Source organism: Bacillus sp. JJ664 (assembly GCF_036962205.1).
In the GTDB taxonomy this organism is placed as follows: Bacteria; Bacillota; Bacilli; order Bacillales; family Bacillaceae_G; genus Gottfriedia.
Genome location: NZ_JBALMS010000050.1, coordinates 19548 through 34819 on the forward strand (window position 1 = coordinate 19548; position 15272 = coordinate 34819).

The 15272-nt window shown below is 34.6% G+C and carries 19 protein-coding genes and 1 riboswitch; of the genes, 10 read left to right on the plus strand and 9 right to left on the minus strand.

The annotated features are described in order from the left end of the window. Positions 1-52 precede the first annotated feature (52 nt). Positions 53-1492: an o-succinylbenzoate--CoA ligase gene (locus tag V7056_RS08895; RefSeq protein ID WP_499701158.1), complete on the plus strand. Its 1440-nt coding sequence runs from the start codon at positions 53-55 to the stop codon at positions 1490-1492. A gap of 12 nt (positions 1493-1504) precedes the next feature. After that, positions 1505-2617, plus strand: coding sequence for an o-succinylbenzoate synthase (gene menC, locus V7056_RS08900; RefSeq protein WP_499701160.1), 1113 nt, complete (start codon positions 1505-1507; stop codon positions 2615-2617). Positions 2618-2669: 52 nt separating this feature from the next. On the opposite strand, the gene yidD is transcribed toward menC, so the two are convergent. Beyond that, on the minus strand, positions 2670-2912 hold the full coding sequence (gene yidD, locus V7056_RS08905; protein ID WP_499701162.1) for a membrane protein insertion efficiency factor YidD: 243 nt from the start codon (positions 2910-2912) through the stop codon (positions 2670-2672). 9 nt (positions 2913-2921) lie between these two features. Further along, on the minus strand, positions 2922-3077 hold the full coding sequence (gene ytzI, locus V7056_RS08910) for a YtzI protein (protein WP_499701164.1): 156 nt from the start codon (positions 3075-3077) through the stop codon (positions 2922-2924). A gap of 164 nt (positions 3078-3241) precedes the next feature. Here ytzI and ytkD point away from each other — a divergent pair, with 164 nt between their 5' ends. Continuing rightward, positions 3242-3721 carry an RNA deprotection pyrophosphohydrolase gene (gene ytkD / locus V7056_RS08915; protein ID WP_499701166.1) on the plus strand — a complete coding sequence of 160 codons (480 nt, stop codon included), beginning with the start codon at positions 3242-3244 and terminating at the stop codon, positions 3719-3721. 265 nt (positions 3722-3986) lie between these two features. On the opposite strand, the gene V7056_RS08920 is transcribed toward ytkD, so the two are convergent. Genes V7056_RS08920 through V7056_RS08930 form a run of 3 tightly spaced genes read right to left on the minus strand, consistent with a single transcriptional unit; the run spans position 3987 to position 6561 of the window. Beyond that, positions 3987-4826, minus strand: coding sequence for an ABC transporter permease (locus V7056_RS08920; protein WP_499701304.1), 840 nt, complete (start codon positions 4824-4826; stop codon positions 3987-3989). After that, entirely contained in the window at positions 4786-5550 is a 765-nt protein-coding gene (locus tag V7056_RS08925; protein WP_499701168.1) for an ABC transporter ATP-binding protein, read from the minus strand. Before V7056_RS08925 ends, V7056_RS08920 begins: the two co-directional genes overlap by 41 nt. A gap of 12 nt (positions 5551-5562) precedes the next feature. After that, positions 5563-6561 carry an ABC transporter substrate-binding protein gene (locus V7056_RS08930; protein ID WP_499701170.1) on the minus strand — a complete coding sequence of 333 codons (999 nt, stop codon included), beginning with the start codon at positions 6559-6561 and terminating at the stop codon, positions 5563-5565. A gap of 268 nt (positions 6562-6829) precedes the next feature. Between V7056_RS08930 and V7056_RS08935 the strand changes: the two genes are divergently transcribed. The 4 genes from V7056_RS08935 (at position 6830) to V7056_RS08950 (ending at position 8845) form a co-directional block, all read left to right on the plus strand. Beyond that, positions 6830-7453: a hypothetical protein gene (locus V7056_RS08935; protein WP_499701172.1), complete on the plus strand. Its 624-nt coding sequence runs from the start codon at positions 6830-6832 to the stop codon at positions 7451-7453. 24 nt (positions 7454-7477) lie between these two features. Continuing rightward, the gene (locus V7056_RS08940) at positions 7478-7873 is read left to right on the plus strand and encodes an SRPBCC family protein (RefSeq protein ID WP_499701174.1); all 396 of its coding nucleotides are present in this window, start codon (positions 7478-7480) and stop codon (positions 7871-7873) included. A 145-nt stretch (positions 7874-8018) separates the two neighbouring features. Next, the gene (locus V7056_RS08945; RefSeq protein ID WP_499701176.1) at positions 8019-8495 is read left to right on the plus strand and encodes a hypothetical protein; all 477 of its coding nucleotides are present in this window, start codon (positions 8019-8021) and stop codon (positions 8493-8495) included. A 227-nt stretch (positions 8496-8722) separates the two neighbouring features. Further along, complete coding sequence (locus V7056_RS08950) at positions 8723-8845, plus strand: hypothetical protein (protein ID WP_499701178.1); 123 nt, start codon at positions 8723-8725, stop codon at positions 8843-8845. Between the two features lie 60 nt (positions 8846-8905). On the opposite strand, the gene pckA is transcribed toward V7056_RS08950, so the two are convergent. Next, a complete protein-coding gene (gene pckA / locus V7056_RS08955) occupies positions 8906-10492 on the minus strand; it encodes a phosphoenolpyruvate carboxykinase (ATP) (RefSeq protein WP_499701180.1) in 1587 nt (528 codons plus the stop codon). A 321-nt stretch (positions 10493-10813) separates the two neighbouring features. Further along, positions 10814-10926: riboswitch (SAM riboswitch) on the plus strand. Between the two features lie 208 nt (positions 10927-11134). On the opposite strand from pckA, the gene metK reads away from it, so the two are divergent. After that, positions 11135-12331, plus strand: coding sequence for a methionine adenosyltransferase (gene metK / locus V7056_RS08960; protein WP_088002496.1), 1197 nt, complete (start codon positions 11135-11137; stop codon positions 12329-12331). Between the two features lie 45 nt (positions 12332-12376). Here metK and V7056_RS08965 read toward each other — a convergent pair whose 3' ends face one another. Beyond that, complete coding sequence (locus V7056_RS08965; RefSeq protein WP_499701182.1) at positions 12377-13018, minus strand: hypothetical protein; 642 nt, start codon at positions 13016-13018, stop codon at positions 12377-12379. A gap of 147 nt (positions 13019-13165) precedes the next feature. Then, positions 13166-13354, minus strand: coding sequence for a hypothetical protein (locus V7056_RS08970; protein ID WP_499701184.1), 189 nt, complete (start codon positions 13352-13354; stop codon positions 13166-13168). Between the two features lie 249 nt (positions 13355-13603). On the opposite strand from V7056_RS08970, the gene V7056_RS08975 reads away from it, so the two are divergent. Continuing rightward, on the plus strand, positions 13604-14137 hold the full coding sequence (locus V7056_RS08975) for a cysteine hydrolase family protein (RefSeq protein WP_499701186.1): 534 nt from the start codon (positions 13604-13606) through the stop codon (positions 14135-14137). A gap of 40 nt (positions 14138-14177) precedes the next feature. On the opposite strand, the gene V7056_RS08980 is transcribed toward V7056_RS08975, so the two are convergent. Further along, positions 14178-14690 carry a DinB family protein gene (locus V7056_RS08980; protein WP_499701187.1) on the minus strand — a complete coding sequence of 171 codons (513 nt, stop codon included), beginning with the start codon at positions 14688-14690 and terminating at the stop codon, positions 14178-14180. A gap of 234 nt (positions 14691-14924) precedes the next feature. Here V7056_RS08980 and V7056_RS08985 point away from each other — a divergent pair, with 234 nt between their 5' ends. After that, a complete protein-coding gene (locus V7056_RS08985; RefSeq protein ID WP_499701189.1) occupies positions 14925-15260 on the plus strand; it encodes a thioredoxin family protein in 336 nt (111 codons plus the stop codon). Positions 15261-15272: the final 12 nt, after the last annotated feature.

Genomic DNA, 15272 nt, shown 5'->3' on the forward strand with positions numbered 1-15272 from the left:
AGCTTTTTTTGAATGTTGTGAACTAAGTAAGATTCTATTAGGAGGTGTTGAAATGAATCAAATTCCAAATTTTTTACTCGAACGAGTTAGATTAACACCTAATCGAATTGCAGTTGTATCGGATCAAGAAGAAATTACTTTTAAAGAACTTCATGAAAGAGTCATACAGCTTGCAGGAAGGTTTCATAGTTGTGGTATTGAAAAAGGGAATCATGTTTCTGTACTAATGAATAATTCGATAGAGTTTATCGTTACGGTCTATGCAATTCACTATACTGGAGCAATCGCTATTTTATTAAATACCAGATTAAGTGAAGACGAAATTAGCTATCAAATCCAGAATAGTGATTCAAACTTTTTAATTGTCGAAAATGAAAATTTCATTGCCCTTCCATCAACAGTCCGTGTACTTGCAATGAATAATATACAGCAATTTGAAGTAAAACCTGTAGTCATTCGAGAGTATTTTAATCATGATGAGATTGCAACAATGATGTATACATCTGGAACGACAGGATTTCCTAAGGCTGTATTGCAATCTTATGGGAATCATTGGAGTAGTGCGATCGCATCAGTCCTGAACTTAGGATTAGATCAAAGTGACGTATGGCTGGTGTGCTTACCAATGTTTCATGTAGGTGGACTTTCTACGGTATATAAGAGTGCCATTTACGGAATGAAAATTGTCCTAGCAGAAAAAGCTGAAGCAAGGACTGTACTAAATTATATTAATCAATACAAAATAACAATTTTATCTGTTGTAACGAAAGTATTAAGTGATTTACTCAATTTTGAGGATTTGAATGAAGGTTTAAGTAATATTAGAGCAGCTTTACTTGGAGGCGGACCTGCGCCATTACCGCTTTTACAGAAAGCTCAAAATCGAAATATACCTGTATATCAAACCTATGGTATGACTGAAACCTGTTCACAGATTGCGACGCTATCACCAGAATTTATGCTTTCGAAAATCGGTTCAGCGGGTAAAGCACTTTTTGGTTGTTCACTAGAAATACGTGAAAATGACAAGAAATGTTCTCCTGGAGTTGTAGGTGAAATTGTTGTAAAAGGTCCTAATGTAAGTAGAGGTTATTATAAACTAAAAACAAATGATACTTCTGAATTTTTTTATACTGGTGATTTAGGGTATGTCGATGAAGATGGTTTTTTATTTGTTGTTGACCGACGAAGTGACTTGATTATTTCTGGTGGAGAAAATATCTATCCAGCGGAAATTGAGTCAATCTTATTATCACACCCAGATTTAATTGAGGCTGGCGTTATTGGGAGAGAAGATCCAACCTGGGGAAAGGTGCCAATTGCATTTGTGATAGCAAAATCAAATAATCACCCTTCAGAGCAAGAAATGATTGAATTTTGCCAGAAAAAATTAGCTAAGTTTAAGATACCTAAAGAAATTCACTTTGTCTCGAGTCTACCAAGAAATGCCGCAAACAAGTTAGTAAGAAGAGAGCTTCATAAGCTACTATAAGGGGAACAAATTATGTTGATTCAGCAAGTAGAGTTATTTTTAATTGAACAGCAGCTTAGAATACCTTTTAAAACTAGTTATGGTCTTTATGAAGATCGAGAAACAATTATTGTCAAACTAACTGATGAAAGTGGAACAGTAGGGTACGGTGAGGTAGTTGCGTTCTCTGAGCCATGGTATACTGCAGAAACGATTCAAACATCACTTCATATTTTGCAGGACTTTTTGATCCCAACCATTCTAAACAAAGTATTTACTCACCCTTCAGAGGTTGCAGAGACGTTAAATATCTTCAAAGGTAATCCGATGGCAAAAGCAGGGATTGAAGGTGCCTATTGGGATTTATTTTCAAAGATAAATAACATTTCATTAGCTAAAGCTTTAGGTGGAATAAATGAAGAGATTCCTGTCGGAGTTGTTGTCAGCATGAATGAATCAGAAGTAATGCTTCAGCAAATAGAGAGATTTCAAAAAGAAGGTTATGAACGATTTAAAATAAAGGTATCGAAACAAAATGATTATGAAGTGATTTCGAAAATTCGTAATAAATTTCCAACGATTTCATTAATGATTGATGCGAATTCTGACTATACATTGAATGATATTGAACATCTAAAAAGTTTAGATCAATTTAAATTATTGATGATTGAACAGCCATTTGGCGATCGAGATTTTCTGGAGCATGCTATCCTTCAAAAAGAAATAGAGACACCTATCTGTTTAGATGAAAGCATTTATTCACTAGAGGATGTTGAAATCGCATTTGCTCTTCAGGCCTGCAAGATTATTACGATAAAACCTGGCAGAGTTGGGGGCTTAACAGATTCACTAAAAATTCACGATTATTGTGTTGAGAAGAATATACCAGTTTGGGTCGGGGGGATGATTGAAACAGGTATATCTAGAATTCAAAACGTGGCACTTGCATCATTAGCAGGCTTTACAATACCTGGTGACATATCAGCTTCATCAAGACATTGGGAACAAGACATTATCATTCCTGAAGTAAGATTAGAAAATGGAAAAGTGAAAGTTCCAAATGGGATTGGATTAGGAATCACCGTCGATGAAGAGAGAATAAAAAAGCTAAGTAAAAAAGAATTCAAATTTTTGAAAGAATCTTGAGAAATAAAAATAAATGAAAAAAGATGATATCAAAGCCTACTTGTCTATTCGCTCAAGTTTCTTTGATATCATCTTTTGTATACTTCTCCGGAACAGGATCAAACCCCCCTGGATGCAATGGATGGCATTTAAGGATTCTTTTAGACGTTAAATAGGTCCCCTTAAGCGCTCCGTGCGTCTGAAGTGCTTCTAGACCATAATGTGAGCAAGTGGGATAAAATCTACAAGTTGGTGGTGTAGCAGGGGAAATCCATTTTTGATAAAATTTAATAAAACCAATTAATAATGTTTTCATTTATGATAGTTACTCTTTTACATCTTCATCATGATTGTTTTTTATTTTAATATCATCAAGTTTGTCCACTTTATGCTGAACACCGTATCCTTTATTTACAGTCAAAACAAATGCACCGAAAACAACTACTATAATGATTGCACTAACGACATAAACTCCAGTCATTATATAACCTCCTAATGATTATACTATCATCATATAGTATACTGTCGAATATGCAAGTCAATCAAATATTTCATTTTGTTTTTCGAATAATGTCTCAATATAGATGAAACATTTTAATAGACATAGTACAATGGAAAACAAAGTATGAATGTAGGAAGGTTAAAATGTATACATTTAAAGATTTTTACCATAACACGGTTGAACTATCATTTGAAAAGCATCCATTCTCGCCAAATCCAAAACATGTTTGGGTTATATGTAAATACAAAGATCAATGGCTACTGACCGACCACCAAAGAAGAGGATATGAATTTCCAGGTGGAAAAGTTGAGGAAGGTGAATCACCTGAACAAGCAGCTGTACGTGAAGTATTAGAAGAAACTGGTGGTAGTGTCTCCTCAATCAATTATCTTGGTCAATACCGTGTAACAGGTAAAGACAAAATAATTATTAAAAACATTTACTTTGCTAATATTGGAGAACTTTTAACGCAGCAGCACTATTTTGAAACAAATGGACCTGTTCTGTTTAAAGATTTTCCACCCAGCATTAAAAAAGACCGCCGCTTTAGTTTCATTATGCGTGACGAAGTATTTTCACACAGCTTAAGCTATTTGAACTCAATTGTTAAGGATGTAAAATAAAGAAATGCTCACTGAAATAGTGAGCATTTTTTTTATGAGTATAATAATTAGTTGCTATAACTTTTCATGATGTCTAGTTCCAGGCGTTAGCCCCTCGAGGTCATAAGTCAATGCCCAGTTAAGGTTAAAAAGCAACCTTACCTGATCCTTGCCTTATGCTTGTCGGGGCTGGGCGAACGCCTTCCACATTTCTTGATGTCTAGTTCCAGGTGTTAGCCCCTCGAGGTCGTAAGCTTGTCGGAGCTAACCAGTCGCCTCCACATTTTTATTTTTTTACAGTTTTTCTCTCGATATATTCAACAATAATATACATTAAACCGGCTGATACGCTTATGATGAGTACGCTCGTGAGAACTAAGGTGAAGTTAAATACTTGGAATCCATAAACGATTAAGTAGCCGAGTCCATTTTTGGAAACCAAAAATTCTCCGACAATCACTCCTACCCAAGCCAAGCCGACATTTACTTTTAATGTTGAAATGACAGTTGGTATACTAGCAGGAAAGATGACATTTTTAAAGACTTGTGATTTTGTAGCTCCAAAACTTTTAATGACTTTAATGTAATTTTCTTCAACTTGTTGAAATGCTTGATAAATGACCAAAGCTGTAATAACAAAGCTAATAATAATCCCCATTGCAATAATAGAAGAATATGTTGGACCAAAAATAACAATGATAATAGGTCCTAGCGCTACTTTTGGCATTGCATTAAAGACTACTAAAAACGGATCGAGTACTTTTGAAGCAAAAGGATACCACCAAAGGACAATTGCAAGTATGATTCCGATGAGTGTTCCTAATACGAAGCCAACCAATGTTTCAGTAATTGTTGTCATAGCATCATGATAAATTGTGCCATCAAGTAGTTTCGTAACAAATAAATCATATATTTTAGTAGGGGAACTAAACAATAATGGATCGATTATTTGTCTATGGCTTAATAGCTGCCAAGTAATAAAAAATAATACGATTAGTAGGAATTGAAAGAAGAATACGAATAGCTTCTTTCTGCGATTTTTTTTCATAACGTAAGCATGGTATTCTTGTAACTCGTCTTTTATATTACTCACGCTTCTCCAGCTCCTTCCAAATCGAAGAAACATAAGAGGGAAATAGTGATTGCCGTCTTGCTTCAAATGGTGAATCATTCCGTAATTCTTCAGGTAGGTGAAAAATTTTTGAAATCTTCGTTGGAACATTCGTTAGCGTTATGACGCGATCACACATTGCAACAGCTTCTTCAATATCATGAGTTACTAATAGAGCAGTCGTATTTAATTTTTTAAATAAGTGAAATACTAATTCTTCAAGTTTTACTTTGTTTTGATAATCAAGAGCAGAAAAAGGTTCGTCTAGTAATACGATAGACGGGCTTGTAGCTAAGGTACGCACTAATGCTACTCGTTGACGCATGCCCCCTGATAGTTCCCTTGGATATGCATTTTCATAACCTTCTAAACCAACTTCATTCAGCAATTCTAAAGCTCTTAGTTTATTTTCCTCAGAATCTTTTCCTAATATTTCAAGTCCAAGAAATATATTCTCTTTTATTGATTTCCACGGAAACAAATAATCGTGTTGAAGCATATAGCCAATTTCTCCAGTTTTAACGTCATAAGGATGACCTTGAAATTGAACTGAACCACCATAAGGTGTTAGTAAAGATGAAATGATTGATAGAAGTGTACTTTTTCCACAACCACTTGGACCTAAGATAGATACAAATTCACCTTTTTCAACTTCAAATGTCAAACTATCTAATATTTTAATTGCTTTTTGTTTTGATAGAAAAACATGTGAAATTTCATTAACTGTAAGATAACTCATATGCATAACCTACTATTGCTTTGTAGATTTTTCAGCAAATTTTGTATCTACTAAAGTAGAATGTGGAACTTCCTTAGGTAGCTCCCCGGAATTTTCCATGATCTTTTGAAGATTGTTCCACTCATCATCCTCTAAAATAGGGTTTGTAGAATATGAGTTTTGAGATTTGTAACGATCGATTACTTTCGTTGCAATATCTATTGGAGTGTCTTGGAAAAATGGAGCAACACTTTGGGCAATTTCTTCAGCCGAATGGGAGTCTACCCACGCTTGAGCTTCATACAACGCGTCAGTAAATTTTTGAGCCGTTTTAGCATTCTTTTTTAAGAAGCTTTCTTTGGCGATAAATGCTGTATAAGGAACTTTACCAGATTCCAAACCAAAAGATGCTACGATTTTACCTTTTCCTTCTTTTTCAAAAATACTTGCAGTTGGTTCAAATAACTGAACATAATCACCTGTACCGGATGCAAAAGCATTAGCAATATTAGCGAAATCTATATTTTGAATCAGTTTTAAGTCTTTATGTGGTTCGATACCATGATTGCTGAGAACATATTCTCCAACCATTTGTGGCATACCACCTTTTCTTTGACCTAAGAATGTTGTACCTTTCAGTTGCTCCCAATTAAATGTTCCTTTTTGATTTCTCGCAACTAAAAAAGTACCGTCTGTTTGCGTTAATTGAGCAAAGCTTTTTACCGGATCATTTGCACCTTGAGCATATACATATAAAGTAGTCTCTGGACCAACTAATCCAATATCAGCACCGTTAGACAAGACAGCAGTCATTGTTTTATCTCCACCAAAAGTAGTTGTTAACTCTACATCTAGGCCATGTTTCTCAAATATTCCCTCACTGATTGCAACATATTCTGGAGCATAAAACAGTGAACGAGTCACCTCAGCAACACGGACTTTTATCTTTCCATCACTAGACTGCTCTTTTGAACAAGCCCCAAAAACAGAAGCAATTAATAAAAATAAGACTAATAGCCATTTAGTTTTCATGTAATCCCTCCTACCATAAAATACTATACATTAGCCTATGCAATAGGAAAAAATGGGTGAATATGGAAATGTTTTATTTAAGAATAGTTCAATAGTGATGTTTCATTTCATAAAGCATCAAATTTAGAAATGAGCCTAAAAATAAAAATCACTATGATAAAATAAATGGTTAGTACTTATAGATTCTAGAAATATTGAAAAATCGGACTAGAATCTAAAAGAAATGGACAATCCCTTAATACTAATACCTTGAAGGGTGGAAAAATACGTGACTGTTCTAAATAAATTGGCAACTACACTAGAGCGAAGAGACGAGGAACCAAATATTGAATTGGCCATTCAAATCTCTGAAGAAAACGATATAAGTGGAATAAAAGAGCTTGTCGAAAATCTATCAAATAAAAGTAAAGATATTCAAAATGACTGTATCAAAGTTTTATATGAAATTGGAGAACGTAAACCAACATTATTAATTGAGTACACGAATGAATTCCTTCATCTACTTAGTAGTAAAAATAATAGACTTCAGTGGGGCGTAATGACTGCATTGAGTAGTATCGTATTAGAAATTCCACAAACCATTTTCAATGCCTTACCAACGATTCTGTCTGCAGGCGAGAAAGGTTCGGTTATTACAAAGGATCAGGTTGTGAACATTTTAATCAAGCTATGCTCTATTGAAGAATACAAAGAAAGGGCTTTTGAATACTTAATTCAACAGCTACAAACAAGCCCAACAAACCAATTGCCAATGTACGCAGAAAGAGCAATGCCAATTATAGACCAACAAAATAAACAAATATTTATCATGGCCTTGAACGCAAGAATGAATGAAATTGAAAAAGAAACGAAACGAAAAAGGGTAGAAAAAGTCATCAATAAATTAGGCTGATTAAGAAAGAGACGGTGAACGAAAGTGGTGAACAATGAGGATCAGAGTTCTATTTGGATTAATAGCAATATAGAAAAAGTCTGGAATGCAATCATAGAACAAGACAAACTTTCGAAATGGTACGCACCTGGCTCACCATGGGAAATTCCAAACCTAAGCGTTGGTGAAGAAATGACTTTCACATTAATGCCAAGTATTCATAATCATTTAACAGAAAGAGTTCCAATGATTCTAACGATTGAGCATATCAAATTCCTAGAAGAGTTTTCATTTAGTCTATCTACTCCAAAAACAATTATCTCGATTCAACTAAAAGAAGAAGACAGAGGAACTAGCGTAACAATGAACTCAAAAGGCTTCGATCCTTCATTAGAAAATTTGAAAGCACTTGTAGAAGGATATGAGATTCCTAATGTGTAAGAAGAATGGAGCGGAAGGTGCTCGAAATGCGGGTAAGGTGAGACCCTGCAGGAGGCTCAGCTCACGCTCTAAGGAAAGCTAGCATCTTGAGTGGAATTTAATACACTTCATTTCAGAGCCTAAATACAAAAATAAAGGGGATATTATGAAAAACAAAAAACTTAAATACATAATAATTGGTATCCTTGCACTCATCGTTTTTATTTCTTTACGAAAAATAAATGAGAACAGAGAGAGAAATTTTGATGATCTAATACCGTATAAGCATAGGGAGTTTGAATCATTATCCTTTCGAAAGGATATAAGTTTAGAAGATACAACAAGAGCAGTGGATTGGGTTTCAAGTGATCAAAATCAAGTTGATGAGTTAATGAGGTTTTTAAGTCAATATCACCTAAAAAAAATAAGCAATGAAACGTTTAATGCACGTTTAAGCGAAAATAATGAGGGAGACTTCGATTTCTTTATTAATCACTCTAGAGCGAATGTTGCAATCGTTTTTGTTCAAGGAAATGTCGTTAATATTTTTGGGAACTATTATAAAGTTGTAAATGGACCGATTGATATGGAGTGGATCAGAAAATTCGATGACAAAAACGAAAAGAAATATACTCCTAAATAAAATACCAGGATATGATTCAGACTGATTGAAAACGCATGTCTTTCTAGGCTAGAAGTTACCATAGATGTTAATGTTCGCCGCCAACTTCTTGGAACCGTGCATTTAGATTGAAGTTTCCCTTATTAATCTCTTAATGAGAATGTAACTTTAAGAAATTAAATGCAATGTAAGGTGCTCGACCCCTATGGGAAATGCGGGAGGTGAGACCACACGGGAGGCCACAGGATGTGGGTCATGCATGCGTTACGACAGGACGTCGTGGTTTTAGCATGCCTTCCTTTTTCGAAGAGGCTCCGTTCACGCTCTATGGAAAGCGAGCTCCTGGAGCGGAATTCAAAACTCTTCTTTAACGAATGAATTTTATAGGCACAAAAAAAGGTCTTCGATTAGAAGACCTTTCAATGTTAAAATTATTTGATAGGACCACCAAGCTCAGCAAGTTGAGCATCAAAGCCTTCGAATTTTTTAAAGTTTTCTTTGAACTTATTCACTAATTCAAGCGCTTTAATTTCATATGCTGACTTGTCTTCCCAAGTTGTTGATGGAACTAATACTTGATCAGGCACTCCTGGAACGTGTTGAGGAATTGCAAGACCGAAAAATTCATCTTGGGTAGTTTCAACGTAATTTAAATCTCCTTCAAGTGCAGCGTGTACCATTGCTCTTGTATATGAAAGATTCATACGTTTACCTACTCCATATTCTCCACCAGTCCAGCCAGTGTTTACTAAGAATACATTTACTTTATGTTTTTCAATTTTTTCACCAAGCATTTTTGCGTATTCTACAGCTGGAAGCGGTAAGAATGGTGAACCGAAACAAGTTGAGAACGTTACTTGAGGTGATGTAACCCCGCGCTCAGTACCAGCTAATTTACTAGTAAATCCACTTAAGAAGTGGTACATTGCTTGTTCTTTCGTTAATTTACTGATTGGAGGTAATACTCCGAAAGCATCAGCAGTTAAAAAGATAATTGTATGTGGGTGTCCAGCAACACTTGGCTCAACAATATTTTGAATTGCTTGCATTGGGTATGCTGCACGTGTATTTTCTGTTAATGATGTATCGTCGTAATCTGCTAAACGACCGTCAGGATTGACAACTACGTTTTCTAATACTGTGCCAAATTTAATAGCAGAGAAAATTTGAGGCTCTTTTTCAAATGTTAAATTAATACATTTTGCATAGCAGCCACCTTCGATATTGAAAACACCATTGTCTGACCAACCATGCTCATCATCACCGATTAATTTACGGTCTGCGTCAGCTGATAATGTTGTTTTACCTGTACCAGAAAGACCGAAGAATAATGCTACATCACCTTCATTACCAACATTTGCTGAGCAATGCATAGGTAATACATTGTTCTGTGGTAATAGGAAATTCATAATTGAGAAAATTGATTTTTTCATTTCTCCTGCATATTCAGTACCACCGATTAGAATAATACGTTTTTCAAACGAAATAATAACGAATGCTTCTGAGTTCGTACCATCTACAACTGGATCAGCTTTAAAAGTTGGAGCAGAAACAATTGTAAATTCTGATTGGTGTGTAAGTAATTCTTCTTCAGTAGGGCGGATGAATAACTGATGAGCAAATAAATTATGCCATGCAAATTCATTAATAACTTGGATTGGTAAACGATATCCAGTGTCAGCTCCAGCAAATCCTTTAAATTGGAATAATTCGTTTCTATCTTTTAAGTAAGTAAGTACTTTACTATATAATTTTTCAAACACATCTGAAGAGATTGGTTGATTTACTGCTCCCCAATCAATTAAGTTTTCAACAGATGCTTCATTTACTATAAATTTATCTTTTGGTGAACGGCCAGTATATTTTCCCGTTGATACACTAACTGCCCCCGTTGACGTTAGAATACCTTCTTGTCTTGTTAGAACTTTTTCAACTAGCTCAGAAACGCTAAGTTGGTTATACATGCGATTACTTGAAAGTAATTCATTCAATTCAATATTTACATCAACTGTCTTCATATACTAATACCATCCTTTAAATATAATTTGTCTGCCATGTAGGTATCTCGTTAATTAGTATAACACATTTATTTTAATAGTGTATACTATTAGTTGGTAAAATGTGTAACGAAATTATTAAAAATCTTAAAATGAGTAAAACGGTATACTTAAAGGAGTTAAATAGCTTGTATGAAAGATATTATTAGGTATTACCCATTTAATAGGAATGAATGTAAAGTGTGTGATGATTTTTTATTTATGGTGAAATGTGTCTAAAGTATGATGAAAATTGTTGACAAGAAAGTTTATTTTTAATATGATACTTTTCATACGGATACTCTCTTATCCCGAGTAGGTGGAGGGATACAGGCCCTACGAAGCCCAGCAACCTCACTTTAAGTGAAAGGTGCTGAACCTGATGCAAGGCAATTTATTGTCTTGGACGATAAGAGCGAAAGGCAAATAACAAAACCTTTCCTCAAGCAATATGGATAAGAGGAAGGCTTTTTTTTTGCTCAAAACTTAAATACAGATGGCAATTTCGTAATTTACACTGAGTTATCTTTATCTTAAATGGGAAACATAAGATATAGGAAAACATTTTTCTAATCTTATGTTGAGAAAAAAGAGATCCGTCAATTCAATTTAGGAGGGGACTCAATGTCACAACGTCGTTTATTTACTTCAGAATCAGTTACAGAAGGACATCCAGATAAAATCTGTGACCAAATTTCAGATTCAATTCTTGATGCAATTTTAGCTAATGATCCAAATGCTCGTGTAGCAGCGGAAACTTCAGTTACAACAGGTCTAGTACTTGTTGCAGGTGAAATCACAACTTCTACTTATGTAGATATCCCAAAAATCGTTCGCGAAACAATTCGTGAAATCGGTTATGACCGAGCAAAATACGGATTTGATGCAGATACATGTGCAGTATTAACTTCTATTGATGAGCAATCAGCTGATATAGCTTTAGGTGTAGACCAAGCATTAGAAGCACGTGAAGGAAGCATGTCAGATGAAGAAATCGAAGCAATCGGAGCTGGAGACCAAGGTTTAATGTTCGGTTTTGCTGTAAACGAAACACCTGAATTAATGCCACTTCCAATTTCTTTATCTCATAAAATCGCACGTCGTCTAACTGAAGTAAGAAAGAATGAAACAGTTTCATACTTACGTCCAGATGGTAAAACTCAAGTAACAGTTGAGTATGATGAAAACAACAAACCAGTTCGTATTGATGCAATTGTTGTATCTACACAACATGGTCCAGAAGCAACTCAAGAACAAATCGAAAATGATATTAAAGAACTTGTTATTAAACCAGTTGTACCAGCTGAGTTAATCGATGAAAATACTAAATTCTTTATCAACCCAACAGGCCGTTTCGTAATCGGTGGACCTCAAGGGGATGCAGGATTAACAGGTCGTAAAATCATCGTTGATACTTACGGTGGATATGCTCGTCACGGTGGTGGAGCATTCTCTGGTAAAGATGCAACTAAGGTTGACCGTTCTGCTGCTTATGCTGCACGTTACGTTGCGAAAAACATCGTAGCTGCTGGATTAGCTGATAAAGCTGAAGTTCAATTAGCATACGCAATTGGTGTTGCGAAACCAGTATCTATTGCAATTGATACTTTTGGTACAGGTAAAGTTTCAGAAGAAAAACTTGTGGAAGTTATTCGCAATAACTTTGACTTACGTCCAGCAGGAATTATCAAAATGCTTGACCTACGTCGTCCAATTTACAAACAAACTGCTGCTTATGGTCACTTCGGCCGTACAGATATCGACCTTCCTTGGGAGCGTACTGATAAAGCAGAAACTTTAAAAACTGAAGCTGGTCTTTAATTAAAAAAGAGACTGTATACAGTATATGCTGTTACAGTCTCTTTTTTATTTTAAGCTTAATTCATCGATTAAATGTTTAAATGTATAATACGCTGGTTTGGGTGTATAATCATCTTTCATGAGTCCGAACTGATGAAATAAGTCATCTTTTGAACTATTGGCATCTCTTAGTCTAAAAAATTCGTAATGAGTAATGTTGAGCTGCTGATGAATATGATAGATTGTACGGATTGTCTCAATAACTTTAACCTGTTGATCATATGACCGTTCTAATTGGATAAATGGGTTCTTTCCTGTTGGCCAACCATTCTCAGTTATTCGAATTGGTAAAGAGCTAGGAAAGCCGTTAAGAGCTAGTATTTCATTTCGAAACTTTTGCAATAAATTCTCTACTGAAGAGGTTACTTCATTAATATTTAGTGGTTTTTCAAAAACATCGACATAAAAATTATGACCTACATAATCAACTGCCCGGATAAATTCATTGCCACCCTTCTTAACAAGGTCTTTCCAAAAATTAGGTAATGTTTTTTCACCCTCTGGAACAGAACCAAAACCAATTTTGACATCTACATTACATTCTTCAATTGATTTTTTTGCAATCAGTACACCTTCTATTAATGTATCAATTACATATGGCTTGAAACCATCCATAAATGATAAATTAGGTTCATTTGTAATTTGCAATGAGTTTAGACTAGTTCCATATAGTTGAATCACTCGACGAATAAATTTGAAATAGTACTCGAGGGATATTGCCGGATTTTGTAAACAACCGATTGTTAAGTCGCAGAGTATACCGGCACGGTTGTAACGATCGATCGCTGCAAATACTTACTCCTCTGACTCTGGTCCCATATAGACTGCATAAGTACGTGGTAAAAACGATTTCGACTTGCCTTTTAGCTCATTTACTGCAATTACAATCTTTTCGAAGTCATCAGCTGGTCCAGTAGCTAATCCCACCGGTGTACCAGCTATACTTAAAGGATATATGCCGAAAGTTAAACCTAAATTCTTCACATAGTTTCTCCTATCTTCATCATTAGTAGATTATTCTTTCTAAAAGCGGAATACTTTATCGCATAGACTATGCTATTAATAAAGTCATACGAATTAAGAATAAATTTAGAAACATTTTTATATAATTTTCTTTCAAAAAGTATGAATATGTAAGATGATATGATTGTGTATTATTTTCAAATTTAGCGTGATAAAAATGAAGGACGGAGGTGAGTGTAATAGGGGGAATGTACTCCTTATTACAGTAAAATGAATGATCGTACAGCACTATTAGTCGTGGATGTTCAAAATGCAATGTTTACTTACCCTGATTTAAAGTTACATAATGAAGAAAAGGTACTAGATAATATTTCTAGCTTAGTTGAAAAAGCAAGAGAAGTAAATATGCCGATTGTTTATATTCAGCATACAGAAGACGACTCTGAATATAAAGAAGGTTTATCGACTTGGGAAATTCATCGGAGAATTGAACCACGTTCAACTGATATCGTTGTGCAAAAAAGAACATGTGATTCTTTTTATCAGACGAATCTACAGGAAGAATTGAGTAAACTACAAATAGAAAAATTAGTCATCGTCGGAATGCAATCTGAGTTTTGCATAGATACAACAGTAAGAAGTGCCTTTAGTAAAGGGTACAACAACATTTTAGTTAAAGATGCACATAGTACTTTTAATAATGGTAATCTAGTAGCCTCTCAAATCATTAATCATCATAATGATATACTTGGTGGTGGGAGATTCGCTATGTTAAAAGAAACAAAGGATATATCATTTAAATAAATAAAAAATGCCACCGTAATCAGTACGGTGGTATTTCCTTTTATACATAACGCTCTTTTAGAATGTTTAAATGATGAAGCTCATGCCCAGCTATTACATATGCCATTGCTCGAGCAGTAGTTGGTGCATGATTAACCGAACCAATTGTTTGTAGAGATTCATTAGAAAGTGTTGAAAGTAACGACAGAGTAGATTGACGAACATTTGATAATTCGAATAGAATTTGGTGTAGTTCTAATTCATTGAATTGTGTATTTGAAGCATAGATATTTTGATCAAAAGAAGGTAAATTAGCTTTTTCGCCTCTAGCAATAGCTAATAAACGATAGCTCATTATTCGTTCTGTATCAGCCATATGACCAAGTACTTCTTTAATCGTCCATTTATCTTCAGAATATTTATAATTACCTTGTTCTGAAGTAAGTGACTGGCAGAACTTTTTTGTTTCGTCAATTTGGTTTAAAAGAATGTCAATTAAATTTCCTTCAGGTACAAGGTCGATATAACCTTTAAAATGATTAGGATATTCTGTTGCCTCAGGTTTTTTTAACATAGCAATTTCCTCCAATTTTCCATTTTATGTAAAATTAAACTTCTAAGTCTCAGTATACATTATGGTAAAATTGTGTAAATAGAATAATGAATTTTCAAAAAAATACTGAGAAGATGAGTGATTCATTTTGAATTGAAAATTACATTAGTTCATATATAAGATGAATGAATATACTTAGAAAATTGGTACAGTATCCACCAATACCAAAACAAAAAAATAAATAGAGGTCAAAATATGAAGAAATTTCTAGAGATAGAAAATTTTATCTCACAGAACAAAAGTGCCATCATCTTTGTGAGTGGATTGAATTGCGCTGTTTGTGACGCAGTATTTCCACTTGTTGAAGAACTCATAAAAGAGTATCCGAGTTTCAAATTGCTACATACAAAGGGAAATGAGGTTCCTGAGTTATCAGGTCAATACCAAGTTTTCACTGTACCAGCCATATTGTTTTTCTTTAATGGAAAAGAAATTGCTAGGAAAGTACGGTTCATTCGAGAAGAGGAATTAATCAAAGAATTCGACAGACTTAATGAATTTGCTGTTCAAGGAACAATGTATGAAGATTAAAAGAGGGTGATA